Source organism: Enterococcus sp. DIV0800, assembly GCF_050559735.1.
GTDB classification, from domain to species: domain Bacteria; phylum Bacillota; class Bacilli; order Lactobacillales; family Enterococcaceae; genus Enterococcus_A; species Enterococcus_A devriesei.
Genome location: NZ_CP187898.1, coordinates 756,159 through 781,119 on the forward strand (window position 1 = coordinate 756,159; position 24,961 = coordinate 781,119).

The window sequence follows — 24,961 nt, forward strand, 5'->3', positions numbered from 1 at the left end:
CAAGGACTTTTTGCGTATCTTTTTATGAGGTGAAGAAGATGTTGTTTGCTTATACTGATGAAAAGAAAATGATTGAAGCGACGAGGGTTAAAGAAAACCAAACTTATTTTTGTCCAGATTGTGGAGAACGATTGATTCGTAAAGTAGGAAAGGTAAAAATTCCCCACTTCGCACATTTTAGTCATAGCAATTGTGTGGGACTGAGTGAAGGTGAGACGCCAGAACATTTAGAGCTAAAAGCTCTTTTTTTGAAATGGGGTTCCCGATTTGAATCCGACTGGAAGCTAGAGCAGCCATTAACCGATTTGCCCCAAAGACCAGATCTGTTAAATGAGCAATTAGCAGTTGAAATTCAATGTTCAACTATCCAAGGGTCACGTTTGAAGGAGCGGATCATTGGTTATCGGGAGAAAAATTATCAAGATTGGTGGCTGTTGGGTCAAAGATTGTGGCCCAAAGAAAAATTTACTTCGCTACAAAAGCAATTTTGTGCTTTTGATAAAGAGAAGGGATTGCACCTTTGGCTGATTGAAAAAAATCAGATTCGTTTACTTTACCATATCCATGACAATGAGGGACTGGCCTACCGAGAAAAGCAGTGGCCGGCTTTTTCACTTCCTTTAAAGCAAATCTTCCATTCAAAGAAGTATCAGAAGCCGCTGAAAATCCTTCCTTCGAAAGAAAATATGCTTGCGAATAAGCAGACGTTGAGTGTCAAACTGGGTCAAAGCAATCCCGGGATCCTTAAATTGCAGCAGTTTTTCTATCAAGAGCGACGCCATCTCTTGTATCTATCGGAGTGGATCTATCTGCCTAGTCGCTATTTTTTCTTTTATCAAGAAGATGTCTTTCTCTTTCGTTATTTGTTTCAAAGGGAAGCAAAGCATGCTTCACGAATTTTCACAAAGTTTCTGGCTTATCGTGCAGCGAACCAACGAGAGTGGCTTTTTCATCGAGTTAGTCAGCAAGAAATATTGGAACGGCTTTATCTTGAAGCCATTTTTTTGTCAAAGAAAGGCTAAAGTTTATTTTCAACCAACTCTTTTTAAAATTACTTTTTGTGGAATTATGGTAAGATTGAGGATGAAAAATAGCTAGGATGTCCGTTGCATTAGCCTGTGATTATGTAGGCTGAAGAATACCAGACATTGTGAAGCCTGTTTTTTCCTTAAAAATAGTTTGAAAAGAGTTAGGAGTGTTTTTATGAGTGAAGCAAAACAATTGCCAAAACGTCAAGAGATTCCAGCTGAATTGACCTGGGACCTAACGAAAATCTTTGCGGATGATGCGGCCTTTGAAAAGGAGTTTCAGTCTCTATCTGCTGAATTATCTAAAGTTACGGAGATCAAAGGAACACTGCATCAAGGAGCCGTGGATTTTCTTACGGCGATCGAATATGTCTTAGATATCTATCGTAAAGCTGAAGTTATTTACGTATATGCCCATTTGAAAAATGATGAGGATACCGCGAATGCGACGAATCAAGCGCTTTATGCTCGCGCGTCTAGCTTGATCGCCCAAGTCAGTGAAGCAGTCAGCTGGTTTGAACCGGAAATGCTGCAACTTTCTGATGATGCGATCTGGAATTATTTTGAAGTAGAACCGAAACTTGAATTGTATCGTCATTTTGTTGAACAGATCATTTCGGAAAGAGCGCACATTTTACCAGCAGAACAGGAAGCACTGCTGGCTGGTGCCAGTGAGATTTTTGGCAGTGCATCAGACACGTTTTCAATTATGAACAACGCGGACTTAAAATTCCCAGTTGTTAAAAATGAAGCAGGTGAAGATGTTCAATTAACGCATGGTGTCTATGGTCAGCTGTTGGAAAGTACGGACCGAAAGGTCAGGGAGCAAGCTTTTAAGGCCTTGTATTCAGTCTATCATCAATTCCGAAATACCTTCGCTTCGACCTTGAGCGCTCACGTGAAGAATCATAATTATAAAGCTAAGGTGCGGGGATATTCGTCTGCTCGCGCGGCGGCTCTAAGCGGAAATCATATTCCGGAAGATGTCTATGAGACGCTGACTTTAGTGGTCAACCAATACTTACCGTTATTGCATCGCTATGTTGAACTGCGGAAGGAATTGTTAGAACTTGAAGACTTGCATATGTATGATTTATATACGCCGCTTTTAGCAGAAGCTCCGATTAAATATACTTATGAAGAAGCCCAAGCCAAAGCACTCGAAGCGCTGAAACCACTAGGAGAAGATTATTTAAGTGTGGTAAAAAAAGCCTTCGCTGAACGTTGGATCGATGTCGTTGAAAACCAAGGGAAACGTAGTGGCGCTTATTCTTCAGGCGCTTATGATACCCAGCCTTATATTTTATTAAATTGGCATGATCGTTTAGACGAGTTGTATACTTTAGTCCACGAAATGGGTCACAGTGTTCACAGCTATTTCACTCGCAGCACTCAGCCTTATGTTTACGGGGATTATTCGATTTTCTTAGCAGAGATCGCTTCGACTACCAATGAAAATATTTTAACTAGTTATTTACTACAAACGGAGAAAGATCCGAAGGTCCGCGCCTATATTATCAATCATTTCCTTGATGGCTTTAAAGGCACGATTTTCCGTCAGACACAGTTTGCGGAATTTGAACATTTTATTCACACCGCTGATGCAGCAGGTGATCCATTGACCAGTGAATATCTAAGCAAATATTACGGTGAGCTGAACGCAAAATATTATGGCCCAATCGTGATCAATGATGAAGAAATCAAGGATGAATGGTCACGGATTCCGCATTTCTACTATAACTATTACGTGTATCAATATGCGACGGGTTTTTCAGCAGCGATTGCTTTGTCAAAACGAATCGTTGAAGAAGAGCCTGAGGCCTTAGAAAAATATTTGACTTATTTGAAATCGGGCAGTAGCGATTATCCGATCGAAGTTATGAAGCGGGCCGGCGTCGATATGACCCAGCCAGCGTATATCGAAGATGCGATGGAAGTTTTCGCTTTACGTCTCGATGAATTAGAGGAATTAGTAGCAGAATTAAAACAATAATGGTGGATGAAGCTAGGAAAAGTTTTCCTAGCTTCTTTTTTGTCTTCCACTGAAATATGTTTTTCGGGTTAGAAAATTTTTTCGACATTTTAAGCAATGACCGGCTGCATGAACGAGCTCTTTGAAGAACGTTTTACATACTATTCTACTAATTCATTAGAAAGTAAAAGTTGTAGAAGAGAACTAACATATCAGCATCAAACCAAACATGCTTGCGAGGTCTCTAATTATGTGAAAAATAATTTATTTGTATTCAAATTGTTGAAAGAAAATTTACAATTGGAATTTCTCTTTTAAGAATGAGTATGCGAGAATTAGCATAAAAGGGGGTGGATACAGATGCATAAACCAGAGAGACGCGACAAGATCGATCTGCTGTTGAAGTTGTCTATTGCAATGATGTTTATTACTGGTTTTTTGATCTTTATGTATCCATTCGTAGTTGATTCGATCAATAATTTTGTTGACCAACAGCGACTAGAAGAAGTTCAAGATAAAATGGAAGCTCGTTCTGATGCCGATAAAAAGAAACGCTTAGATAAATTAGAACAGGAAAACAAAAAACTGCGAACGATTATTCCTGGAGCGGGAAGTTTTGATGATCCTTTTGAAAGTTCTCTACGAGGGGCTAAAAGTCCCAAGAAGGAATACTATGAAAAACATATGATCGGAGCTATTTTTATTCCTAAAATCAAAGTAAGCTTGCCGGTCTATGATCAAACGGATGACTTTTTGTTGGATAAGGGTGCGACTGTTTTACAGGGAACCTCTTTTCCTGTTGGCGGGTCAAGCACCCATTCAGTAATCACAGGACATTCTGGTTTGCCAGATAAAATGCTGTTTACTGACTTGGAAGAATTAAAGAAGCAGGACAAGTTTTACCTACATATAGAAGGAAAAAAATTAGCCTATCAAGTAGAAAAGATTGAAAGAGTCAAACCTGATAACTTTAGTGCGCTCAAAATTGAAAAGAATCGCGACTTAGTGACGCTATTAACTTGTACACCTTATGGCGTTAATAGTCATCGTTTATTGGTCAAGGCCCATCGGATTAAATACCCGGTCCAAGCGGCTGAGAAAATCAAAGAAACAGAGAAGTACCATCGTCGGCGCGTTTTTTATTTAGTAGCGGGTTGTCTGTTTTTCTTAATTATTTTTGGCTATTTTGTTTGGCGCAAGATTATCCTTTATCAATCGAAGAAACGAGATTACAATTTTGTCTTTTATCTCTACGAAGCGGGTAAACCAGTGCCAGGTATTCGTGCCTTGTTGACACAAAAACGCGACGTGGTTCGTTTTGAGGGTAAACTAGTTCATACGGTCAGTGATGCGAATGGAAAAATTGAATTTCAGCAAATTCCCGGTGGTGTTTATCGAGTTGAGACCGAAAATGGTCTAAGTGTGAAAGGAAAAGTTTGGCGCCTGAAGGATCGCAAATTCAAAATTTTAGGACGCCGAGGCTATAAGTTGATGAAGCAACTGATTAAGCATTACGTGATCGAAAGCAAGGTGAAGTAGCATGGGCCAGACTTCTAAAAAAGGTGCAAAAAAGCAAATGATTAGTAAGATCTTAATGATCTTCGTCTTTCTGACTGGCGTGCTAGTGATGACCTATCCCTTTTATATTAATGCGGTGAATAATTTTATCGATGAAAAACGAATGGAAGAGTTTCAACGGCAAAATCAAGAACAAAATCAAGAGCAAGTTCGTAAAACCAAAGAAAAAATGAAAAAACGCAACGAAGAGCTGAAGAAAAATGGTCTGATTCCATTAGCCGATCCTTTTACCAATGACAATGAACGTAGAATCGTTTCTGATAAATATATCCGCAGCCATTTAATTGGAGCCATTAGCATCCCAAGTATTGAGATTACACTACCATTATTTGACATGACGAATGAGAAACTATTGCAAGAAGGGGCGACAGTTCTGCAAGGAACTTCCTATCCCACTGGTGGAATTGATACGCATTCAGTGATTTCAGCGCATAGTGGCTTACCTGAGAAAAAACTTTTTACTGATTTAGAAGAGGTGAAGATCGGTGAGGTTTTCGTCATTACTTTGTTTGAAGAAAAGCTGGCTTATAAGGTGGATAAAATCGATGTGGTCGATCCGAAAGATACTTCGATTATTGAGATTGATCCGGGTCGAGATATTGTTACGTTGTTGACCTGTACGCCTTATATGATTAATAGTCACCGCTTATTAGTGACAGGCCATCGAGTTCCTTATACTGAAGAAATGGCGAAAGCAATCGACCAAGCGAATAAAACACGAAATTTGAAACAGATGCTGACTTTAATTGGTTTATTGTTGACAGTTTTACTGCTGCTTATAGGCGTTTATCGAGCGATCCATGCGTACTTATTGAAGATGCGCTCTTTCAATTTGAATTTGGCACGAGAAGATAGAACTGGAGTTGGTTTGGCGGATAAACAGTTTGCTATATATAGTAAAAATGGGAAACGACAGATTCAAAGAGACGGGGTACCACTAATAGTGAGGACTGATGAAAAAGGCCATGCACGGTTTGAAAATATTCCTGGTGGAGTCTACTGCATTAAAGAAACCAGTGGGATCAGTTTTAAAGTAGGAATTAAAAAATTAAGACAAGAAAAAATTAGTCTATATTTGACGAAGCCACAAAAGGAATACATTTTTACTAGAGAAAATCGTGTGCGGATCAAAAAATAAAAAAGCTGTCATTGCTTTAATAAGCAATGACAGCTTTTTTTTCAAATGAGCGATAGGTGACTTTCTGGTGGAACCCGTTTAAATGACGTATTTTTACTTTGAGACTTTAAAAATGCCACCAATAAATCCGGCGTATTATATGTATTTAGGATATGAAGGATCGTATCGCAGCCTTCAATTCGAACACCAGCGTCGCAGTCTCCATCGTAATTGTAAATGACGGCAGAAGGATGCAAAGTAATCTCCATCTCGTTAGCGATCTGTTGATCAGCTAAAAAAGCTTCATTTGCAAATTCAGAACGACGATCCTCTAAAAACATTTCCAAATCGCCACCAATTTGGGTGAATAATTGAATCGCTAACTTTTTTGAATAAGGTTTATTTTCTTCGCCCACCGCCTGTTGCAGTGCAATCAAAAAGTCGCGTCCGCGTTTTTTTCCTTGAAGCTGCGCCGCTTTGACATCTAAAGCAGCAGAATAAATTTCTTGAGACAAGTCTTTACGTAAGTGGAGGTCTTTTTCTGATCCGCCAATCCGTTTCATAAATTCAGAAATTGTCTTGAGATTCATAATAGGGACCAGACGTAATTGGATCTTGAGATCACATTGATCAATCAGTTCAATTACACGCCGCTCGATAGTTAAACATTTTTTACCGATCGGATTAACAAACAAATAAATCTCAATCACCGAGGGTCCTCCTTTCTATCATCCAGTTGCTGTTGAGCTGCAACTGCTCGCGCGATCTTATTTTGGGTTGCACGATAAGGTAAGTCAAATTTGTGCAAGAATTGTTTGAAGTCTTGCAAGGAGAACTGTTCGTTGGGTACTTCAAGCTCCAGTTCAAAATCATGCTGTCCACTGTACCAGCTTTCATCCAGTGCTAATTTTCCTTCAGGAACGTTCAATTCTCCACGTTGAGTAGTTAATTTACCAATTAGTCTTAGTTCATTAAAGTTGATGTTTAATAAGTCTAAACGCTGCAAAATTTCTTTTGCGTCAAAAGCAAAGCGATGCTTCGTAAGAGCCGCTTCAACTTGTTCAGTTGTTAACGAGTCGGTTACTTCTAAAAGACCAACGGCTTGCGGAACTTTCAAAGTTGCTTCTGCATGGTTATCAAACTGACGAATCCTTAAGCCCATATGATTCTCTTTCAACTGCCAATCTACAGTATCGTAGTACAAATTGGTTTGTTTGATGGTTTGAGAAGGCGAGAGTTGATAGAAACGGAAGACATGTTCATACTCTGACTGTGTTAACATCGACTTGAATTCGATTTCAATTTCTTCGCTCAATACACTAACCTCTATTTATATTTTTCCTATTATAAGGTAACCTTACATAGATTAACATATTCCGTCAAATAATTAGCCTAGTGTTTGTGAAAATGTTAGTATTTTGTAATATTTGTTAAACAACAAAAATGTCAGAATTTTTTCTCCGAGAGGTTTGTGATAAGATAAGGAAGGAATGGAAAAAGAAGCGAGGGATTTGCGATGGAGAGAGACTGGGATACATTTCTTGCCCCCTATGAATTAGCAGTTGCTGAGTTAAAAATTAAGCTGCGAGGATTGCGAAAACAGTACCGCAATAGCGGTGAACATGTTCCAATTGAATTTGTTACAGGTCGGGTAAAACCCGTTGAAAGTATTTTAAATAAAGCTGAGTTGCGAGGGATTGCCTTAGATCGGTTGGAAGATGAAATGTCTGATATGGCGGGTATGCGAATCATGTGCCAGTTTGTGGAGGACATTCATTTAGTCGTGGGTATTTTGCGCCGACGTAATGATATGAAGATTATTCAGGAGCGTGATTACATCACTAATCGTAAGGCCAGCGGCTATCGCTCGTATCATCTGGTGATTGAATACCCTGTCCAGATGTTAGAGGGCGAGAAGAAGCTCTTGGCTGAAATCCAAATCCGAACGCTGTCTATGAATTTTTGGGCAACAATCGAGCACTCATTGAATTATAAATATAAAGGACAAATTCCTGAAGATATTGATCAACGCCTGTTTCGGGCGGCGGAGGCAGCTTATCAACTAGATGAAGAAATGTCTAGCATTCGTGATGAAATCCAAGAAGCACAACACTTGTTTAATCGTAAGGAACAAAAAAAGGAAGTGAGACAGCGTGGTATTACGGATCGGGATCATCCATAACCAAGAAGAAAAATCGATTCGCGTCCTCCAACGGTTACGCGGCTTACTGGCGATGAAAGACGATTTAGAAATTGTAGATCGTGATCCTCAGCTAGTGATTACTATCGGTGGAGACGGTACTTTGCTGTCGGCTTTTCATCGTTATAGCCATCGATTAGATGAAGTGCGCTTTTTAGGAGTCCATACAGGACATCTTGGCTTTTACACGGACTGGCGTGATTACGAATTGCCTGAACTGGTAAACAGTTTAAGTGACGAACAAGGAAAAAGTGTCAGCTATCCGTTACTGGATATCGTGGTCACATCAGCCGACGGTCAGCACCAGCATTTTTTAGCGCTGAATGAATCGACGATCAGAAAAGGGAGTCGCACGATGGTCGCGGATGTTTATATTAAGGAAGAATTATTTGAGCGCTTCCGGGGAGATGGCCTATCCATTTCCACGCCAACCGGTTCAACGGCCTACAATAAAAGTGTTGGTGGAGCAGTGGTTCATCCTAGTATCAACGCGATGCAGTTGGCGGAGATCGCTTCTTTAAATAATCGGGTCTTTCGGACACTTGGCTCGCCAAGTATTATCGGTTCTCACGAATGGATCGATGTCCAATTGAAAAGCAGCGGAGAGCATTTGATTACCATTGACCAATTAGATATAAATAGTAAAGAAGTTGTTTCAATTAAATACAAAATCGCCGATGAACGAATTCATTTCGCGTCCTATCGGCATATGCATTTTTGGCATCGCGTGAAGGATGCCTTTATTCGAGAGGACTAACATGAAATTCGAATGGACTTATCAAGGACAAGAGAGATTGCTTGTACGGACATTTTTACGTCATCAAGGTATCTCAAAAAAATTACTAGCTAAAATTAAATTTCAAGGTGGAAAAATTTTCGTCAATCAGACGGAGCAAAACGTCTTGTTTTCTTTAAATACCCGTGATATGGTAACTGTTGTGATTCCAGACGAGGAGCCTCATGAAACGTTATTGGCAGACGACGTGCCGATCGAGATCGTTTTTGAAGATCAGCATGTATTAGTCGTCAATAAACCGGCAGGGATCGCGTCGATCCCTGCGCAATATCATCCACGAGGGACCATGGCGAATCGCGTCAAGGCCTATTATGTCGCACAAAATTATCCGGACCAAGTCGTACATGTCGTGACGCGTTTGGATCGAGATACTTCAGGCTTGATGCTCTTTGCAAAACATGGATTTGCCCACGCAAAGCTGGATCAAGAACTACAACAGAAACGCTTTATCAAAAAATATCAGGCGTTGGTTTCAGGAACGATTGCTAGCTTGCAAGACCATGACACGATTGCTTTACCGATCGGTCGGGATTTGTCTTCTTTGATAAAACGTCAGGTGATTGAGACCGGTCAACAGGCAGAAACGGAATATTGGTTAGCTAAACGAGGTGCCAATTTCGCCTTAGTCGATATCCAGCTCCATACGGGCAGAACCCATCAAATTCGCGTGCATTTTTCAGCGATTGGTTGTCCTTTGTTGGGAGATGAGCTGTATGGCGGCGCGATGGATTTAGGGATCGAACGGCAAGCGCTACATTGCTACGCGCTATCATTTATTCATCCGTTTAGCGGTGAAAGAATTGCATTAGAGCTTCCTTTAGCTCCTGATATGGCTAAAATAGCGAATAAAATATAATTAAAAAAAATTCATAAAAATGAGCGAGGTTGCCAGTTCTGCTTTTAGCAGGAGTTAGTGATGAAGGGTGAATCAAAATGCTGAGGCACCAAAGCGAGAGACCCTTAGTTATTAGCAGAATGGTATCCGAAGTGAACATCAAACTATTTTTTCGGTAAAGAAAAAATAATTCATAAAAATGAGCGAGGTGAGATTGATGGATGACAACCAGGAGGAATTAGAAGCGCTTTTCCAGCAATTACGGGAGGAGCTGCACCAGAATCATTTGCAGGAGTTCCGTGATGGATTTTTAGAAATGCACTTCTATGATCAAGGTCAATTTTATCAATCGTTAAACCAGGATGAGCGTCACCTGATCTACTCGTACTTGTCGCCGAAAGAACTGGCGGATATGTTTGATGTGATCGAAGAAGATGATGAACATGTTGATGAGTATTTGAATGAAATGCGCCCGCAATACGCGGCGGATATGTTATCAGAAATGTACACCGATAACGCGGTGGATTTACTGAATGAGTTAGAGAAGAAACCAGTTGCAAAATATTTAAGTTTGATGGACTCTGAACATGCCAATGAAATTCGCGATTTACTGCATTATGAAGATGATACTGCCGGTTCTTTGATGACTACCGAGTATGTGTCCATTGTAGCGAATCAAACGATGCGTTCGGCGATGTATGTTTTGAAAAAAGAAGCCCAAATTGCCGAGACGATTTACTATACTTATGTAGTAAATGATGACAATCAATTAGTCGGCGTTATTTCGTTACGGGATTTAATTGTTAATGATGACGATACGATGGTGTCTGATGTCATGAGTGAACGAGTGATCGCGGTGCATGTTGGGGACGATCAGGAAGATGTCGCTCAAACCTTCCGGGATTATGACTTTCTGGCACTGCCGGTAACGGATTATGATGATCATTTATTAGGAATCGTGACAGTCGATGATATTATTGACGTAATCGATGACGAAGCGGCCAGCGACTACTCTGGTTTGGCCGGGGTCAATGTTGAAGAAGTCGATGAAAATCCGGTTAAGTCAGCATCACGGCGGTTGCCTTGGTTGATCACACTGCTGTTTTTAGGAATGACGACAGCAACCTTGATCAATCATTATGAAGAACTAGTAAGTAAAGCGAGTATTCTGGCGGTGTTTATTTCTTTGATTACCGGAACGGCAGGAAATGCCGGAACTCAATCATTAGCCGTGGCGGTGAGACGCTTGGCAATTGCCGATAATAATGAGAAAAATTTTGGTAAAATGATTCTAGGAGAAATTTTAACGGGGCTAGTAACCGGTTTTGTGACGGGTGTGACGATTTTTATTATCGTTGGTATTTGGAAACATAATTTTATCTTAGGCTTTGTGATTGGCACGGCGATGATGGCCGCAATCACGGTTGCCAACTTGGCTGGTAGCTGGATTCCGATGATCATGGAGCGCTTAGGCTTTGACCCGGCGGTTGCCAGTGGTCCTTTTATAACTACGTTAAGTGATTTAACGAGTGTGCTGATTTATTTTAATATTGCTAGTTTGTTTATGGAGCGGTTTATTAATCACTGAGTTATTATCAAAAGACATATGCTGAAAGTAGTGAAAAATTTTGAAAAAAGCTTATGCCATTGTTATCCGAAACGGATTGATTTTATTGGTTCGCCGTCCGGGAATGCCCATTTGGGATTTACCAGGAGGGGACCTTTTGCCGAATGAAAATGAGCGAGACGGGATGCGCCGCTTGATCTCTGAGCTGCTTTCTTTTAACAGTGTTGTGGAGGATTTGATCGGGATCTACACCAAAGAACATCATGAAGAGATCACGTATGTATACAAGGTGCAAGAAACTGTTTCTCAAAGTCGAATGGAGTCTCATGATTATGCGGATTTCAGCTTCTTTGATATTCATAATCTGCCGCTGAATGTCTATCCGGATCGTCAACGCCAAATCAAAGATTATTTAACTGGGCGCTTTCCTGTACGCTTGCGCCTAAAAGAAAATAAGTGGCTGTTTAAATTGAAAAGCTTTATCAAAGAAAAAAGAAAATGATTCGCAGCTTGTTTGCGCATCATTTTCTTTTTTCGTTTAAACTGGCATAGCGGCGGACAAAATAGTCGCAGAAAAATTCCAGCGGATAATTTCCGATTTGGACATAATTGGTGCTAGTTAAATTGAGAACTTGATCAAAAAGATTGGTCATTAGATTTTGCGTATGCTGAGTGATCAAGACGGAATAAGCTGGACAATGACTGATTTGATTAATTAAATCGATATGGCTGGTTAAAATAGTTCCGTAAGACGAAAGCACAAGAATCACGGTTTGTTCGTCCGCTTGCTGAATCGCGGCCTTTTGCAGGTCCTCGTTTTCAGGTACATGGATCAATTTATTTGAAGCACTAAAGTCGATTTGCATATTACGGGCCAGTTCTAATGTTGTAGTGTAGCCGATCAAAATAATTTTTTCAGCTTGCTGGATTTTTTCAAGTAATTGATCGATTGCGGGATAATCTATTTTATCAAGAATATCTTTTGAAGCTAACGTGATTTCAGCAGCGTAATTGGTTAGGAAGACTTCTGGCTGCTCTTGTAACTGTCGAAAGTCCGCTTCCCTCATTCTTAATGAATTATAGCTTTTCATCCGTTCGTTGATTGTTAGTGCTTCTCGCAGATGCGAAAAAGAAGAAAAGCCAAAGGCCTGACAAAAACGGGTCATCGTAGCTGGTGAAACGAAGCAGCGTTTCGCGATTTGCGAGATAGTTAAGTGTTGGAGCTCTTTTTGATGGGTAAACAGATAGACAATAATTTTCGAATAAGTTTTATCAGAAGTGTGTCGATTTAAGTAATTGAACAACTCATAAATAGGAAACATAGGAATACTCCTTTTTTTTGAATCATTTTCGTAAATATGAAAATATATGCCGAAAAAGAAAATGGATCGGCCAAGCTGAAACTAGAACCGCTTCCATTTGTGCTAGACTAATAAAGTAAAGACAATTATACACTATTTGTTTAGAAGGGATGAGAAGATGAGTAAATTTCCAGATAACTTTTTATGGGGCGGAGCCGTTGCCGCAAATCAATGGGAGGGCGCCTACTTAGAAGATGGAAAGGGTTGGTCAACAGCGGATACCGCACTTTTTGAGGAAAATCCTGATAAAGTTAACCTTTCACTGCTACAACCGATGACTACAGAAAAAATAGAATTTGCGAAAAATGATACGGAGGGAATTTATCCGAAACGTTTTGGGATCGATTCGTATCATCGTTATAAAGAAGATATCGCGCTCTTTGCGGAAATGGGCTTCAAAACTTTTCGCTTATCAATCTCTTGGCCGCGAATTTTTCCAAATGGCGACGACAGTGAGCCAAACGAAGCAGGATTGGCATTTTATGATGCGCTTTTCGACGAGTGTTTGAACTATGGGATCGAGCCTTTAGTGACGATTTCCCACTATGAGTTTCCTTTAGCCTTGTCTTTAAAACAAAATGGTTGGGAAAGTCGCGAAACAGTCGATGCTTTTGTACGCTATGCAAAAGTCTTGTTTAAACGCTATCAAGGAAAGGTCAAGTATTGGCTGACCTTCAATGAAATCAATATTATTGGCATGACGGGTTATCTAAGCGGTGGCTTATTGGCGGATAAAACGGACAATATGCTCGAGGCACAATTTCAAGCGGCTCACCATCAGTTCATCGCCAGTGCCTTGACGGTCAAGACGTGTCACGAAATGTTACCAGATGCCCAGATTGGTTGTATGTTGGCGCGCCAAGAAGCCTATCCTGAAACCTCCAATCCGTTGGATGTGATGGAAAGTATCAAGGCTGATCAGATGAACTTATTCTATTCCGATGTACAGATCCGCGGCTATTATCCGCGTTACATGGATAAATTTTTCCGTGAACATCAAATTGAAATAAAAAAAGAAGTAGGAGACGACGCAATCTTGAAAGAGGGCGTCGTTGACTTCATGTCATTCAGCTACTACATGAGCAGCATCGCTTCTCATGAAAAAGCTGGCGAAGAAACCGCCGGTAATCTTTTAGGTTCAAAGAAAAATCCGTATTTAGCAACCAGCGATTGGGGTTGGCAAATCGATCCTTTGGGACTACGAATCACACTGCATAAATTATACGATCGCTACCAGATTCCCTTGTACGTTGTTGAAAATGGTTTAGGTGCGAAAGATGTTATCACCGAAGACGGGCAGATCCATGATAGTTATCGAATTGACTATTTAAGAGATCACATTAAGGAAATGGCGCAGGCAATCGACGAAGGGGTGGAGTTGATGGGATACACACCGTGGGGCTGTATTGATTTAATTAGCGCCAGCACAAGTGAGATGGCGAAACGTTACGGCTTTATTTATGTCGATCAAGACGATCAAGGCAACGGTACACTGAAGCGCTTGAAAAAGGATTCCTTCTATTGGTACAAAGAAGTCATCGCCACAAACGGCGAAGACTTAGGCTAAACAAAAAAGGCCCGCGACAGCATCATTTTTTGATGACTGTTGCGGGCCTTTTTATTGAATTTCTAAAATTTCACGACTTTTGTTCCATGAACTTCATTGATGCCTAAAGTCTCAGCAATTCTTTCCGCGTTGTCGGCATTGATCCCGCCGCCAGGTAAAATAATGATCCGCCCCGCTGCGTAATCAATCAATTCTTTTAGATGAGGCAAGTTGTCTTCGATGGAGATGTTCAATGGCCCGCCGTGAGTCAAAATCCGGTCGATGCCTAGTTTAGCGAACCAATCAATCGTTTTGAATTGCTCTTCTTTGGAAAGCTCATCAAAAGCCATGTGGAAGGTCGTCAATAAGCCTTCACTATTGCCTAAAAGCATTTCCAGCGCTTCTTCATCAACCTCATTCTCCGGTGTCAAACAGCCAAAAACAACCCCGTCCGTTCCAGCATTTTTCGCATGGATCAAATCATTTTCCATGATTTTTAATTCAATATCATTATAGACAAAATTTCCGCTACGAGGACGAATCATAGTCATCACTGGTACGTGCTTTTCACTAGTGAAAGCTAAGACTTCTTCAATCACGCCGATACTTGGTGTTGTTCCGCCAACAGCTAGATTGTCACATAACTCGATCCGACCCGCTCCAGCTTTGATTGCTTGAGGGATGTTTGTATAATTTTCAGCGCAAAATTCTTTAATCATTAAATAGCCTCCTTGATTCTCATCTAAAATAGTCCCTTAAAAAAATCTATTCTTGTTCCGCAACTAGTTTAGCATATCTCGACGATAGTAGGAATAAAAAAACTATGCTATGATAACCAAAAGGAAGTGGCAAAATGTTAAAAAAAATTGAACGGGGCGCAAATTTTTTGGCTAAGCAGCAAGCACTGTTTCGTTGTCCAAAATGCCACCGCGAAATGATTCAAAAAGAAAAAAGTCTAACTTGTGGGAATGGTCATCGTTTTGACTTAGCGAAGAAGGGCACACTTTATTTTTTAGATCATCAAATCAAAAGTGATTATGATCAGGAAATGTTTGCGCCCCGAGGCCGAATGATCCGTTCCGGCATGTATCAGCCAGTGGTCGAAAAAATCACCGAACTGATGCAAACAGGGAATGTACTGGATGTCGGTTGCGGAGAAGGCAGTTTCTTGCAGCAGATCAATCAGCTGAATGAAAATCCTGTGACGATCGGTTTTGATATTGCTAAAGAAGGAATTTATTTAGCCAGCAATCAGCCTATAGACGCATTTTGGTGTGTGGCGGATCTGACGAATTTACCCTTTGCGGATCAATCCTTCGATACAATCTTGAACATTTTTTCACCTTCCCAGTACCGTGAGTTCAAACGCGTATTGAATCCTAACGGCTGTGTGGTTAAGATCGTTCCACAAACGAACTATTTAAAAGAATTGCGAGCAGTCTATCGACCAGAAGGCGAAAGTTATTCCAACGAGGCAGTTATTCAACGTTTCACAGAGGAAATGACCATTGACCAACGGGAACGTGTCACCTATGAATTTGAAATTCCAGAAAATAACCGATTGGACCTCTTAGAGATGTCACCCCTTGAATGGCAAGTCTCACCAGAAATAAAAGCGAATTTAGCCGCGAACCCGTTAAAGAAAATAACGGTTGATGTCGAGATATTAAAGGGGCATTAGAGTAATCGCTTTCATTGAAATTTGTGAAAACAGAAGGTTGCATTTGTGACTTCGTGATGTTATAGTAGCAACAAGTTGTTTTTCATTGGTTTTTATCAGGTTCCTGTTCTGATAAAAGTTAGTGAAAAGTGCTTCACTAACGTAGCGACTCGCCGTGCTAGACACCGAGTTGGTACGTTTTTTTTTGTCAGTTCTGCTTTTCGCAGTGTATACAAATAAACCAGAATCTACGAGTTTGAGAATATTAAGGCAAGAGCAGTTTAGCAGAATGATATGTCGGCGTAACTAGGAATAAATTTTGCCAAAAATTTATTTCCTCGATGCTTTAAGACGACGGCGAGTTCCACTTCGCGCTTCAGCGAGATCAGTGGAATCGTATGCGTACGAGGATAAGGAATTTTTTTGGGTTTTGAAAAAATTCAACAGCACTTGTGAGTTAGCTGTCAGTTCTGCTTCAGCAGTTCCGCCACCAGTCATTTACCTAATAAAACAAGCTGTAAACCAGCAAAGATCATAAATTAATAAGAAGAAGGGTACTAGCATGACCAATCATATTGTATTATTTGAACCACAAATTCCAGCAAATACCGGAAATATCGCCCGTACATGTGCAGCAACAAATTCTCCACTACATTTGATCGAGCCGTTAGGGTTTTCAACGGACGATAAGCATCTAAAACGAGCAGGACTTGATTATTGGAATGATGTGAACATCACTTATCATAAAGATTTAGCGGCTTTTCTTGAGTACTTAGGTGATCAGCCACTGCATTTAATTACAAAATTCGCCAATGCAACCTATTCAGAAGTGGATTACACAGATGATGCCGATCATTTTTTCATGTTTGGTAAAGAAACTACAGGTTTGCCGGAAGAATTTATGCGGGAAAACGAGGATAAATGTTTACGGATTCCAATGAACGATGAACACGTTCGCTCATTGAATCTGTCTAACACAGTAGCGCTGGTGGTTTACGAAGCATTGCGCCAGCAAGATTATCCGCAGTTAGAATTGACCCACCATTACGAACACGATAAGTTAGACTAAGTGAATGGCTAGTCAACGAATTAGGAACGAAATCTAAAGAGTAAGGAACTGGATTGGATGAAAATTTATTTTACCCGCCACGGAAAAACCCGTTGGAACGATGAAAAAAGATTTCAAGGCATGATGGGAGACTCGCCTTTATTACCTGAGAGTGTCGAAGCAATCAAAGCCTTAGGTCAACAATTAAAAGATATCCCCTTTGAGAAAATCTATACAAGCAGTTTGAAGCGGGCCTATTTGACGGCAGAAGGCATCAATAAACAATTAGCGCAGCCGACGGAGATTATCCGGACGGATGATTTACGGGAATTAGGCTTAGGAACGCTTGAAGGGCAATTAATCCCGGTTATCGAAGAGCGTTATCCAAAAGATATGGTGAATCTGCGGAATCATTTGGATCTTTATGATCCAACACCTTTTGAAGGTGAAAAAATTGAAGACATGTTGAAGCGGATTAATGATTTTGTTGCAGAAGCAGTAGCGAAAGCCCAAACGGGTCCGTTGCTTTTTGTCGGTCATGGAGCGGCACTGACCGCGGCGATCCAGGCTTTAACCGGCAAACCCTTAGCAGAATTACGTGATATGGGTGGTTTATACAACAATAGCTTGACCATTTTAGAGGCAAAATCTAGCCAGCCTCCGTATGAAATGATCCAATGGAATGATGTCAGCTTTTTAGCAGGAACAGGCTCGAAACCCGACTCATTACTTTAAGAAGGAGGGACAAAATGTCGGAAGAACAGTTATACATCGTAGGCACGCTAAAAGCCATCTTTTTTCAAAACCCCAGCAATTTTTATAAAGTTCTGCTGGTAAAAGTCAGCGAGACCAATAGCGATTATCTCGAACAGGAAATCGTCGTTACAGGCAGCTTTGGCGATGTGCAAGAAGATGAAGAATATCGCTTCTTGGGGCATTTTGTTGAACACCCTCGCTATGGAAAACAATTTTTGGTGGAAAGCTACGAACAGGCGCATCCAACTTCGGCTAATGGGTTGATCAATTATTTATCTAGCGAAAAATTTCCCGGGATTGGTAAAAAGACTGCTGAAAAAATCATTGAGGTATTAGGTGAGGAAGCGATCGATGAGATCATCGAAAATCCAGCGGTGCTGGCTCGGATTCCCAATCTGAATGCCAAGAAACAGAAGGTCGTCGTCGAAACCCTGCGGCAAAATCACGGAATGGAAAAAATTATCATGGGTTTAGGGCGCTATGGCTTTGGCAGTCAGCTCTCCTTTGCGATTTTTCAAACCTATCGTAATGAAGCTTTGGATGTGATCGCGGAAAATCCGTATCAGCTAGTGGAGGATATCGAAGGAATCGGCTTTAAAAAGGCGGACAGCTTGGCAGAACAGTTGGGTATCGCGGCGGATAGTCCACAGCGGATTCGGGCGGCGATTTTTCATCAAGTTAATGAAGATGCCAACCAAAGTGGAGATACTTATGTGGAAGCTCAGCAATTATTAACCGAGGTCTTGCAATTATTAGAAACCACGCGACCTGTTGAGATCGCTCCCGATCAAATTGCGACGATGATTATTCAGCTAGTCGAAGAAGAAAAAATTCAGCAAGAAGCAACCAAAATCTATGAAAACACGTTGTTTTACAGTGAGTGGGGAATTGCTTCTTCCATTGAACGGTTGTTAGCTCGTAAAAAGGAAATTAATTATCCGCAAAAAACAGTGGATAAAAAATTGCGAATCATTGAAAAGCAATTAAAGATTACTTATGGTGACTCACAAGATCAAGCGATCAAAGAAGCGATTCGTTCACCGCTATTTATCCTAACTGGAGGTCCCGGAACGGGGAAAACCACGGTGATCAACGGGATCGTTAAATTATTCGCTGAGTTGAATGAGTTATCTTTAGACCCGAAAGACTATACCAACGCGATCTTTCCGATTTTATTAGCAGCTCCCACTGGACGAGCGGCCAAACGGATGAATGAAACTACCGGTTTGCCTGCCAGTACGATCCACCGATTACTAGGCTTGAATGCCAACGATGAGACACCTGATATCGAAGCCAAAGAATTAGATGGTGGCTTGTTAATCGTAGACGAGATGTCGATGGTGGATACATGGCTTGCAAATACCTTGTTAAAAGCAATCCCTGATAATATGCAGGTCATTTTTGTAGGAGACAAGGATCAGTTACCTTCCGTGGGCCCGGGACAAGTTTTTCATGATCTGCTGCAGATTACTGAGATTCCTAAAATGGAACTGACGGATATTTATCGTCAAGGGGATGGCTCTTCGATTATTCCACTGGCGCATGAAATCAAAGATGGCAAGCTGCCGCAAGATTTCAGACAAAATCAAAAGGATCGCTCTTTCATTGCTTGTCACGCCTTTCAAATGGAAGAAGTGGTTAAGCAGATCGTCGAGCGAGCAAAGAAGAAAGGTTACACTGCCCAAGATGTTCAAGTCTTAGCACCAATGTATCGCGGACCAGCAGGGATCGATGCGATCAATAAGATGATGCAGGAAATTTTCAATCCTAACGATGGACGTAAAAAAGAAGTTCAGTGGAACGATGTTGTTTATCGGATTGGAGACAAAGTTTTACAGTTAGTCAACAATCCGGAGCTGAATGTGTTCAATGGCGATATGGGGATGATCGTAGGGATCATTTCAGCGAAGGAATCGGAAGATAAAGTCGATGAATTAGTGATCCAATTTGACAGCAATGAAGTCAGCTATAAACGCTCCGAATGGAACAAGATCAAACTCTCTTACTGCTGTTCGATCCATAAAGCGCAAGGCAGCGAGTTCAAAATGGTACTGCTGCCGATGGTGAAGCAGTATTCTCGCATGTTGCAACGAAATTTATTGTATACGGCGGTGACTCGTAGCAAGGATTTGTTGATCTTGTTAGGTGAAGAGGAAGCCTTTCAAGCTTGTGTCAATAAAGAATCGGCCGTACGAAAGACGACTTTGATTGAACGAATCACTAAAGGGACTGCCGACGCACCGGAAAAACCGAAGGAAGCACCTTTTGAAGTATTAGAAAAGCCCGTATCTGAAACCAAAGGCCCGACCATTTTGACACCTCAAATAATTACCGCGCAAACCATTGATCCAATGATTGGAATGGAAGGTATGACACCAGCGATGTTTATGTAAAAAGGACGGAAAAATAAATCCGAGGATTTATTTTTCCGTCCTTTTGTCTGCATACCAGATGTATTGGGTAGCGGTTGAAAAATTGATATCGAAAGAGCGCTCGCCCATATTTTCACCGTCTGCTTGTCCGTGTTGGGGAACGACGGAAACGATTCGAATTCGGCTGCTAGTAAAATGTTTGTAGTGTTTATTTTCTGTGTGCTTTTTGCGTAGCAACTGGATGAGAAAGCGTAAGATTGCAGGAAGATTGGGCTTTTCAACCACGACGAGATCAATCGTATCTTTTTTCGGATCAGCCATTGGCGCAATCGCGATGCCGCCGCCAAAATACGGAATATTGGTCGTTGTACATAAGAAGGTACGTTCAAAGTTTAAGGATTGCCCATTCAGTTCCACTAAAATCGGAAACGTCTTTTGCGTTAAGATTGCTTTGACTAAATAAAGAGCATAGGAGGCTGAACCTAAATGATATTTGTTCAAGACCTTTTTAGAAGTCGAAGCATTGGTTGTTGCAACGATTAATGCATCTAAACCAATCCCGACATTATTTAGCACTAAACCGGATTCTTCTCGAATCTTTTCTTCATAACGAAAGACGTTGATCGGTTGAGGCTGCAAAGCGGAAGTAATCTGTTCAAAGGCTTTCTCAGGATCACGTGACAACCCGATGCCGCGGGCAAAATCATTTCCCGATCCGGCTGGGATATAGCTAACTGGCAGCTCCAGGCCTAAGCTGTAAAACTGGTTGACCACTTCATGCAAGGTACCATCGCCGCCAATCACTACTAGCAGGTGGAAAGAATTATCAAGATGGTCCTCTTCGCAGGTTGCCGACCAAGGGCTTAGTAGGGCACCTAAGCGTTCCACCAGAGCCTTTTCGTCGCCAGGCTTTTCTGTGTAATAAGGCGTATATGTATAGTTGCCATCATCTAATAATTGAATGATTTTCTCGGCTTTTTTCCCACCGTTGCCGCTACCGGCTGCGGGATTGATTAATAAATGATAATGAAATTTCATGTTCTCGATCCTTTCAGAAACTGATTATAACAGAGTGAAGGGCTGAACTGTATAAAATTGAATCATTTTATTTCTCCGAAGCCGTGAAATCCGGTATAAAAAAACATTCGTAAGAACACGAAAAATACCTGCTCCAACAGAGTAGGTATTTTAAGCATTATCCATTAGGATCGCTTCGCCCGTTCGCTAAACCACGTGATGACTTTCTTTTCATAATTTGAAGGGGAGTATTCAGATGAGATTTCCGCCTGTTGCGTTGCTTGATCAATGGTGACTGCTAATTTCCCCCAAAGATAGAGCGTTTTTTTTTCTGGTGTATATTCGATCCGATATTTTTCCACCAGCGGTGCCCGCGTACTGCAGCAGCCATAATTGCCATTGGTCCAGCGGGCCTTAAGGATGGCAACCTTGTTTTGTTGGGCCTCTTCATATAATTGTTCGAGTTCGTTATCGATTCCTAGCAATGAAAACACCTCTCATTCGTAAAAAAATTCTTATATTTAAATTGTATCACCGAATGCTAGAAAGATTCAATTTTGCCGCCGTCCGTTTGTTAAACAGGCTTTTTGAAAACTTGTCCTTCCCTTAAATTGTGTTATAATACGCGAAGCGGTTCATCAACCATCCCGCTTTAAAAAAACTTGGAGAAAGAAGGATAAGAATGAATTTAGTAGAAAAAAAACGGGTCAATGTCGTCGTGACCAACGGAATCATTATGGCGCTTTACTTAGCGCTGACGATTTTAGTCTCGCCAGTCGCATCAGGAGCGATCCAATTTCGTATTTCAGAAAGCCTGAACCATTTAGTCGTTTTCAATCGCAAATTTTTGTGGGGAATTTTCGGTGGGGTCGTCGTCTACAATGCGATCTTTGGCATGGGGTGGCTGGATGTTGTTTTTGGCGGTGGACAAACCTTATTGGCACTATCATTAACGGCCTTATTACAGAATGTCATTAAAAATACCAAAGTCCGCTTAGCCTTGAATGTTTTATTCTTTAGCGGAAGCATGTTTATGATTGCCTGGATGCTGAACTTAACGGCACAGTTGCCTTTTTGGCCAACCTATGGCTGGACGGCTTTAAGTGAAGCGATCATTATGACCATTTCAGCACCGATCATGTTTTATTTAGATAAACGCCTGCATTTTAAACAGCAATTATAAAAAAATGACTGGACCCAGATTCGGGCTCAGTCATTTTTGTTATTCGTGCATTGACAAGGCTTCGACATCTTGGATTTCAAAATGCTTACGCTCCAAGTAGTCAATGATATGATTTAATTTATTTTCATCCACACCTGCTGGTAGGGTAAATAAGGTTCTGCGGCCTTTGAAATCTTTACCAACGTCAAGTGTAATACAGCTGGCGATGGGAGTAAATTTTGAAATAATTTTAGCCATGGTAGCAAGATCACCTTGTTTACCAGAAGAGACGAGCGTTAAGACGTAGCTTCCTGTTTGAATATTCCAAGATTGAGAAAGCATATTCAGCAATGTGCTGTGAGTCAAAATACCATAAAAATGATGGTTCTCATCTAAGACGGTGATATAAGGCAATTCCTTTATCGTAAAAAAGATTTTAAAAAAAGAAGTATCTAAAGAAATAAATTTTGTTGCGTTTTTGAGCAAATGGGTGACTGGCAGACTCATGTCGCCGCCATTTGCTTTGTGCCGGTAAATGTGCATCTTATAAATATTGCCGCGGAAAATTTGATTACTCTCATCAAGAATCGGCACACAACGAAACCCGGTACCTTCTAAAGTATCCAGTGCCTCTTGCAGCGTGGTTGATTCATTAATGGTGGTCAAATTCTCTTTAGGATAAACAAGACTTTTTAATAACATCCAATAACCCTCCAATAAAGCAATTCATTCTTTCATTATATTATCATATTCTATCTGATAAAGAAATTCTTTCTCGAGGTCGTTTGAATTCAGCAAAAAATAAATCTTATAAAGGAAGATTGACAGAGAATTCGATAGATGATAATGTAAGCTTGTGACTTTATGGGGATATCAACGATTATGGCGTTTGGTCATCCACCTTATTTTCAAAAAAACATTAACAAGAATTAGGAGTAGATCGCTATGGCAACAAAAAAAGCGGCTCTAGCCTGCACTGTTTGCGGGTCAAGAAATTACACGAAATCAGTCAGTGAAGGCAAACGCGGTGAGCGTTTAGAGATCAATAAATTTTGCAAGCATTGTAATCAGTATACAGTGCATAAAGAAACCAAATAGGGGGATTTCAGATTGAATTTTTTACGCAGTGTGAGAGAAGAAATGAAGCTTGTTTCATGGCCTTCTAAAAAACAATTACGTCATGATTCATTAGTCGTTATCGAAACGGCGATCATCTTTGCTTTGATGTTTTTCATTATGGACACAGCAATCCAAGCATTGGTCAATTTGATCATTCGCTAGTAGCCAATTCAAAAAAAGCATGTTATACTATTTGAGAGAAAAAACCTTGGGAGCACTGAGGTTTTTTTATTTTAGAACGAGGAGCCGATGGCGAAAATGGAATCTTTTGAAAAACAATGGTATGTATTACATACTTATTCCGGCTATGAAAACAAAGTGAAGGCAAACTTAGAATCACGTGCCCAAAGTATGCGGATGGAGGACTATATTTTCCGAGTAGTCGTTCCTGAAGAGACAGAAACAGAAGTTAAAGGCGGCAAGGAAAAGGAAATCGTCCACAAAACTTTCCCAGGTTATGTGTTAGTTGAAATGGTCATGACCGATGATTCTTGGTATGTTGTTCGTAATACACCAGGCGTGACTGGCTTTGTTGGTTCACACGGTGCCGGAAGCAAACCAGCGCCATTGATGCCAGAGGAAATCAATCATATTTTACGCTCGATCGGTATGAGCACACGTCAAAATGATCTTGAAGTTGAACTTGGCGAAACCGTTAAAATCATCGAGGGTGCTTTCGCTGGTCTTGAAGGGGTCATCACTGAAATTGATGATGAACGTGCGAAGGTGAAAGCCAATATTGATATGTTTGGTCGTGAGACAAGTACGGAATTAGATTTCGATCAAATCGACAAAATTTAACACGTTTAGCTGAGGCTTTTGTCTCAGCTTTTTTTATTGTAAAAGTTTTTCTAAAGCGGCTCGTTTTAGTTGAACTATCTGATTCGAGTCAGTATGCTAAATGGGATATTGAAAGAGAATTTTTATTATGGAAACGGAGTTAGTGAGATGAAAAAAATTTTTTTATTTCTAATAGGGTTCATGGCGCTAGTAACGCTAACTGCCTGTGGAAATAAAGCCGTTGAGAATAACGCAGAGACACAGACAACTACTAGCAAAGCGCGACCAGCAAATCCTAAAAGTGACGTGCCAACTGTCTTTATCCATGGCTATGGTGGTACGATCAATTCCTTTGGTGGAATGATTCAGCGTTTGACAGCCGATGGAAAGACTAAAAAAGAAATGCTCATTACGGTCCAACCTGATGGCACGCTGCAGGTGGATGGTCAATTAAGTAAGCAAAAAGACAATCCTAGCATTCAAGTGTTATTCGTGGCAAACAAAGACAATGAATGGAACCAAACAGAATGGATTTATGGTGTTTTGAAGTATTTGAAGCAACAAGGAGTGGATCAAGTGAATCTGGTTGGTCACTCAATGGGGGGAGTCAGCTCGTTACGCTATTTAACGACATACGGCCAACCAAACGATGCACCAACGATCAGAAAATTTATTTCGATTGGCGCGCCTTTCAATGATTTTACGGATACCGCCAATCAACAATCAGTCGAAGAGCTATTGCAAAATGGCCCGAGTCAACCAGCCAGCCGTTATGTTGATTATCGTAATGGGGTTGAAAACGTACCGAGTCAACTACCGATTCTTATGTTAGCTGGAAAATTGAATGAGCAAGCTACTTCTGATGGGACTGTACCGCTGAATAGTGCCTTAGCGACTTATTCTTTATTGAAGGCCCATGGCAATCCAATCGAGTACCAGATTTTCACTGGAGCCAACGCGCAACACAGTCAACTCCATGAAAATCGTCAGGTAGATCAAGCGGTCGCTAACTTTTTATGGAAGTAGGAGACAAATCGCTTGCTTACT

The 24,961-nt window shown here is 40.8% G+C and carries 26 protein-coding genes; 19 read left to right on the plus strand and 7 right to left on the minus strand.

What is annotated here, in order from left to right:
• The first annotated feature begins 38 nt into the window (after nt 1-38).
• From IGI54_RS03585 to IGI54_RS03600, 4 genes are all read left to right on the plus strand, one after another.
• Nucleotides 39-1,022 carry a competence protein CoiA gene (locus IGI54_RS03585; RefSeq protein ID WP_430621472.1) on the plus strand — a complete coding sequence of 328 codons (984 nt, stop codon included), beginning with the start codon at nt 39-41 and terminating at the stop codon, nt 1,020-1,022.
• Nucleotides 1,023-1,203: 181 nt separating this feature from the next.
• Nucleotides 1,204-3,021 (plus strand): oligoendopeptidase F, encoded by a 1,818-nt coding sequence (gene pepF / locus IGI54_RS03590; RefSeq protein ID WP_430621185.1) that lies wholly within the window; start codon nt 1,204-1,206, stop codon nt 3,019-3,021.
• A gap of 339 nt (nt 3,022-3,360) precedes the next feature.
• A complete protein-coding gene (locus IGI54_RS03595; protein WP_430621186.1) occupies nt 3,361-4,539 on the plus strand; it encodes a class C sortase in 1,179 nt (392 codons plus the stop codon).
• A 1-nt stretch (nt 4,540) separates the two neighbouring features.
• Nucleotides 4,541-5,716, plus strand: a complete 1,176-nt coding sequence (locus tag IGI54_RS03600; protein WP_430621187.1) for a class C sortase — start codon at nt 4,541-4,543, stop codon at nt 5,714-5,716.
• 41 nt (nt 5,717-5,757) lie between these two features.
• Here the strand turns inward: IGI54_RS03600 and IGI54_RS03605 are convergent, their stop codons facing one another.
• A complete protein-coding gene (locus IGI54_RS03605; protein WP_071863190.1) occupies nt 5,758-6,405 on the minus strand; it encodes a DsbA family protein in 648 nt (215 codons plus the stop codon).
• Nucleotides 6,402-7,010 carry a CYTH domain-containing protein gene (locus IGI54_RS03610; RefSeq protein ID WP_430621188.1) on the minus strand — a complete coding sequence of 203 codons (609 nt, stop codon included), beginning with the start codon at nt 7,008-7,010 and terminating at the stop codon, nt 6,402-6,404. The genes IGI54_RS03605 and IGI54_RS03610 overlap by 4 nt, the downstream gene beginning before the upstream one ends.
• 201 nt (nt 7,011-7,211) lie before the next feature.
• Here IGI54_RS03610 and IGI54_RS03615 point away from each other — a divergent pair, with 201 nt between their 5' ends.
• From IGI54_RS03615 to IGI54_RS03635, 5 genes are all read left to right on the plus strand, one after another.
• Nucleotides 7,212-7,877: a GTP pyrophosphokinase gene (locus IGI54_RS03615; protein ID WP_216429660.1), complete on the plus strand. Its 666-nt coding sequence runs from the start codon at nt 7,212-7,214 to the stop codon at nt 7,875-7,877.
• The gene (locus IGI54_RS03620) at nt 7,849-8,652 is read left to right on the plus strand and encodes an NAD kinase (RefSeq protein WP_071863193.1); all 804 of its coding nucleotides are present in this window, start codon (nt 7,849-7,851) and stop codon (nt 8,650-8,652) included. The genes IGI54_RS03615 and IGI54_RS03620 overlap by 29 nt, the downstream gene beginning before the upstream one ends.
• A gap of 1 nt (nt 8,653) precedes the next feature.
• Nucleotides 8,654-9,547: an RluA family pseudouridine synthase gene (locus tag IGI54_RS03625; RefSeq protein ID WP_430621189.1), complete on the plus strand. Its 894-nt coding sequence runs from the start codon at nt 8,654-8,656 to the stop codon at nt 9,545-9,547.
• Nucleotides 9,548-9,743: 196 nt separating this feature from the next.
• A complete protein-coding gene (gene mgtE, locus IGI54_RS03630) occupies nt 9,744-11,114 on the plus strand; it encodes a magnesium transporter (protein WP_071863195.1) in 1,371 nt (456 codons plus the stop codon).
• Nucleotides 11,115-11,154: 40 nt separating this feature from the next.
• Complete coding sequence (locus IGI54_RS03635; RefSeq protein WP_071863196.1) at nt 11,155-11,595, plus strand: NUDIX hydrolase; 441 nt, start codon at nt 11,155-11,157, stop codon at nt 11,593-11,595.
• A gap of 19 nt (nt 11,596-11,614) precedes the next feature.
• Here the strand turns inward: IGI54_RS03635 and IGI54_RS03640 are convergent, their stop codons facing one another.
• A complete protein-coding gene (locus tag IGI54_RS03640) occupies nt 11,615-12,415 on the minus strand; it encodes a MurR/RpiR family transcriptional regulator (protein ID WP_430621190.1) in 801 nt (266 codons plus the stop codon).
• A 157-nt stretch (nt 12,416-12,572) separates the two neighbouring features.
• On the opposite strand from IGI54_RS03640, the gene IGI54_RS03645 reads away from it, so the two are divergent.
• Nucleotides 12,573-14,021, plus strand: a complete 1,449-nt coding sequence (locus IGI54_RS03645; protein WP_430621191.1) for a glycoside hydrolase family 1 protein — start codon at nt 12,573-12,575, stop codon at nt 14,019-14,021.
• Nucleotides 14,022-14,083: 62 nt separating this feature from the next.
• On the opposite strand, the gene IGI54_RS03650 is transcribed toward IGI54_RS03645, so the two are convergent.
• Nucleotides 14,084-14,719, minus strand: coding sequence for a copper homeostasis protein CutC (locus IGI54_RS03650; RefSeq protein ID WP_430621192.1), 636 nt, complete (start codon nt 14,717-14,719; stop codon nt 14,084-14,086).
• A 134-nt stretch (nt 14,720-14,853) separates the two neighbouring features.
• Between IGI54_RS03650 and IGI54_RS03655 the strand changes: the two genes are divergently transcribed.
• From IGI54_RS03655 to recD2, 4 genes are all read left to right on the plus strand, one after another.
• Complete coding sequence (locus IGI54_RS03655; RefSeq protein WP_430621193.1) at nt 14,854-15,681, plus strand: methyltransferase domain-containing protein; 828 nt, start codon at nt 14,854-14,856, stop codon at nt 15,679-15,681.
• Nucleotides 15,682-16,222: 541 nt separating this feature from the next.
• Entirely contained in the window at nt 16,223-16,729 is a 507-nt protein-coding gene (gene trmL / locus IGI54_RS03660) for a tRNA (uridine(34)/cytosine(34)/5-carboxymethylaminomethyluridine(34)-2'-O)-methyltransferase TrmL (protein WP_216429664.1), read from the plus strand.
• 57 nt (nt 16,730-16,786) lie between these two features.
• A complete protein-coding gene (locus IGI54_RS03665) occupies nt 16,787-17,443 on the plus strand; it encodes a histidine phosphatase family protein (RefSeq protein WP_071863200.1) in 657 nt (218 codons plus the stop codon).
• Nucleotides 17,444-17,457: 14 nt separating this feature from the next.
• A complete protein-coding gene (gene recD2 / locus IGI54_RS03670; protein WP_430621194.1) occupies nt 17,458-19,857 on the plus strand; it encodes an SF1B family DNA helicase RecD2 in 2,400 nt (799 codons plus the stop codon).
• A 27-nt stretch (nt 19,858-19,884) separates the two neighbouring features.
• Here the strand turns inward: recD2 and IGI54_RS03675 are convergent, their stop codons facing one another.
• Nucleotides 19,885-20,874: a diacylglycerol/lipid kinase family protein gene (locus IGI54_RS03675; RefSeq protein WP_313630475.1), complete on the minus strand. Its 990-nt coding sequence runs from the start codon at nt 20,872-20,874 to the stop codon at nt 19,885-19,887.
• Between the two features lie 164 nt (nt 20,875-21,038).
• A complete protein-coding gene (locus tag IGI54_RS03680) occupies nt 21,039-21,338 on the minus strand; it encodes a hypothetical protein (protein WP_430621195.1) in 300 nt (99 codons plus the stop codon).
• A gap of 197 nt (nt 21,339-21,535) precedes the next feature.
• Here IGI54_RS03680 and IGI54_RS03685 point away from each other — a divergent pair, with 197 nt between their 5' ends.
• A complete protein-coding gene (locus tag IGI54_RS03685; RefSeq protein WP_071863204.1) occupies nt 21,536-22,036 on the plus strand; it encodes a QueT transporter family protein in 501 nt (166 codons plus the stop codon).
• Nucleotides 22,037-22,075: 39 nt separating this feature from the next.
• Here IGI54_RS03685 and cbpA read toward each other — a convergent pair whose 3' ends face one another.
• Nucleotides 22,076-22,717 (minus strand): cyclic di-AMP binding protein CbpA, encoded by a 642-nt coding sequence (cbpA, locus tag IGI54_RS03690; RefSeq protein ID WP_071863205.1) that lies wholly within the window; start codon nt 22,715-22,717, stop codon nt 22,076-22,078.
• Nucleotides 22,718-22,960: 243 nt separating this feature from the next.
• Between cbpA and rpmG the strand changes: the two genes are divergently transcribed.
• The 4 genes from rpmG to IGI54_RS03710 all read left to right on the plus strand — a co-directional run bounded on the left by rpmG (nt 22,961) and on the right by IGI54_RS03710 (nt 24,940).
• Nucleotides 22,961-23,113 (plus strand): 50S ribosomal protein L33, encoded by a 153-nt coding sequence (gene rpmG, locus IGI54_RS03695; RefSeq protein WP_071863206.1) that lies wholly within the window; start codon nt 22,961-22,963, stop codon nt 23,111-23,113.
• A 12-nt stretch (nt 23,114-23,125) separates the two neighbouring features.
• Nucleotides 23,126-23,296, plus strand: coding sequence for a preprotein translocase subunit SecE (gene secE, locus IGI54_RS03700; protein ID WP_071863207.1), 171 nt, complete (start codon nt 23,126-23,128; stop codon nt 23,294-23,296).
• A gap of 96 nt (nt 23,297-23,392) precedes the next feature.
• Nucleotides 23,393-23,935: a transcription termination/antitermination protein NusG gene (nusG, locus tag IGI54_RS03705; protein ID WP_071863235.1), complete on the plus strand. Its 543-nt coding sequence runs from the start codon at nt 23,393-23,395 to the stop codon at nt 23,933-23,935.
• Nucleotides 23,936-24,082: 147 nt separating this feature from the next.
• Nucleotides 24,083-24,940, plus strand: a complete 858-nt coding sequence (locus IGI54_RS03710) for an alpha/beta fold hydrolase (RefSeq protein WP_430621196.1) — start codon at nt 24,083-24,085, stop codon at nt 24,938-24,940.
• Nucleotides 24,941-24,961: the final 21 nt, after the last annotated feature.

What these genes read in the sequence shown, in the direction of transcription:
- rpmG (WP_071863206.1), top strand. Translation starts at nt 22,961, where the DNA reads ATGGCAACAAAAAAAGCGGCTCTAGCCTGCACTGTTTGCGGGTCAAGA.
- IGI54_RS03615 (WP_216429660.1), top strand. Translation starts at nt 7,212, where the DNA reads ATGGAGAGAGACTGGGATACATTTCTTGCCCCCTATGAATTAGCAGTT.
- IGI54_RS03665 (WP_071863200.1), top strand. Translation starts at nt 16,787, where the DNA reads ATGAAAATTTATTTTACCCGCCACGGAAAAACCCGTTGGAACGATGAA.
- IGI54_RS03675 (WP_313630475.1), bottom strand. Translation starts at nt 20,874, where the DNA reads ATGAAATTTCATTATCATTTATTAATCAATCCCGCAGCCGGTAGCGGC.
- IGI54_RS03710 (WP_430621196.1), top strand. Translation starts at nt 24,083, where the DNA reads ATGAAAAAAATTTTTTTATTTCTAATAGGGTTCATGGCGCTAGTAACG.
- cbpA (WP_071863205.1), bottom strand. Translation starts at nt 22,717, where the DNA reads ATGTTATTAAAAAGTCTTGTTTATCCTAAAGAGAATTTGACCACCATT.
- IGI54_RS03625 (WP_430621189.1), top strand. Translation starts at nt 8,654, where the DNA reads ATGAAATTCGAATGGACTTATCAAGGACAAGAGAGATTGCTTGTACGG.
- mgtE (WP_071863195.1), top strand. Translation starts at nt 9,744, where the DNA reads ATGGATGACAACCAGGAGGAATTAGAAGCGCTTTTCCAGCAATTACGG.
- IGI54_RS03600 (WP_430621187.1), top strand. Translation starts at nt 4,541, where the DNA reads ATGGGCCAGACTTCTAAAAAAGGTGCAAAAAAGCAAATGATTAGTAAG.
- trmL (WP_216429664.1), top strand. Translation starts at nt 16,223, where the DNA reads ATGACCAATCATATTGTATTATTTGAACCACAAATTCCAGCAAATACC.
- recD2 (WP_430621194.1), top strand. Translation starts at nt 17,458, where the DNA reads ATGTCGGAAGAACAGTTATACATCGTAGGCACGCTAAAAGCCATCTTT.
- IGI54_RS03685 (WP_071863204.1), top strand. Translation starts at nt 21,536, where the DNA reads ATGAATTTAGTAGAAAAAAAACGGGTCAATGTCGTCGTGACCAACGGA.
- pepF (WP_430621185.1), top strand. Translation starts at nt 1,204, where the DNA reads ATGAGTGAAGCAAAACAATTGCCAAAACGTCAAGAGATTCCAGCTGAA.
- IGI54_RS03655 (WP_430621193.1), top strand. Translation starts at nt 14,854, where the DNA reads ATGTTAAAAAAAATTGAACGGGGCGCAAATTTTTTGGCTAAGCAGCAA.
- IGI54_RS03595 (WP_430621186.1), top strand. Translation starts at nt 3,361, where the DNA reads ATGCATAAACCAGAGAGACGCGACAAGATCGATCTGCTGTTGAAGTTG.
- IGI54_RS03585 (WP_430621472.1), top strand. Translation starts at nt 39, where the DNA reads ATGTTGTTTGCTTATACTGATGAAAAGAAAATGATTGAAGCGACGAGG.
- IGI54_RS03645 (WP_430621191.1), top strand. Translation starts at nt 12,573, where the DNA reads ATGAGTAAATTTCCAGATAACTTTTTATGGGGCGGAGCCGTTGCCGCA.
- IGI54_RS03650 (WP_430621192.1), bottom strand. Translation starts at nt 14,719, where the DNA reads ATGATTAAAGAATTTTGCGCTGAAAATTATACAAACATCCCTCAAGCA.
- IGI54_RS03640 (WP_430621190.1), bottom strand. Translation starts at nt 12,415, where the DNA reads ATGTTTCCTATTTATGAGTTGTTCAATTACTTAAATCGACACACTTCT.
- nusG (WP_071863235.1), top strand. Translation starts at nt 23,393, where the DNA reads ATGGAATCTTTTGAAAAACAATGGTATGTATTACATACTTATTCCGGC.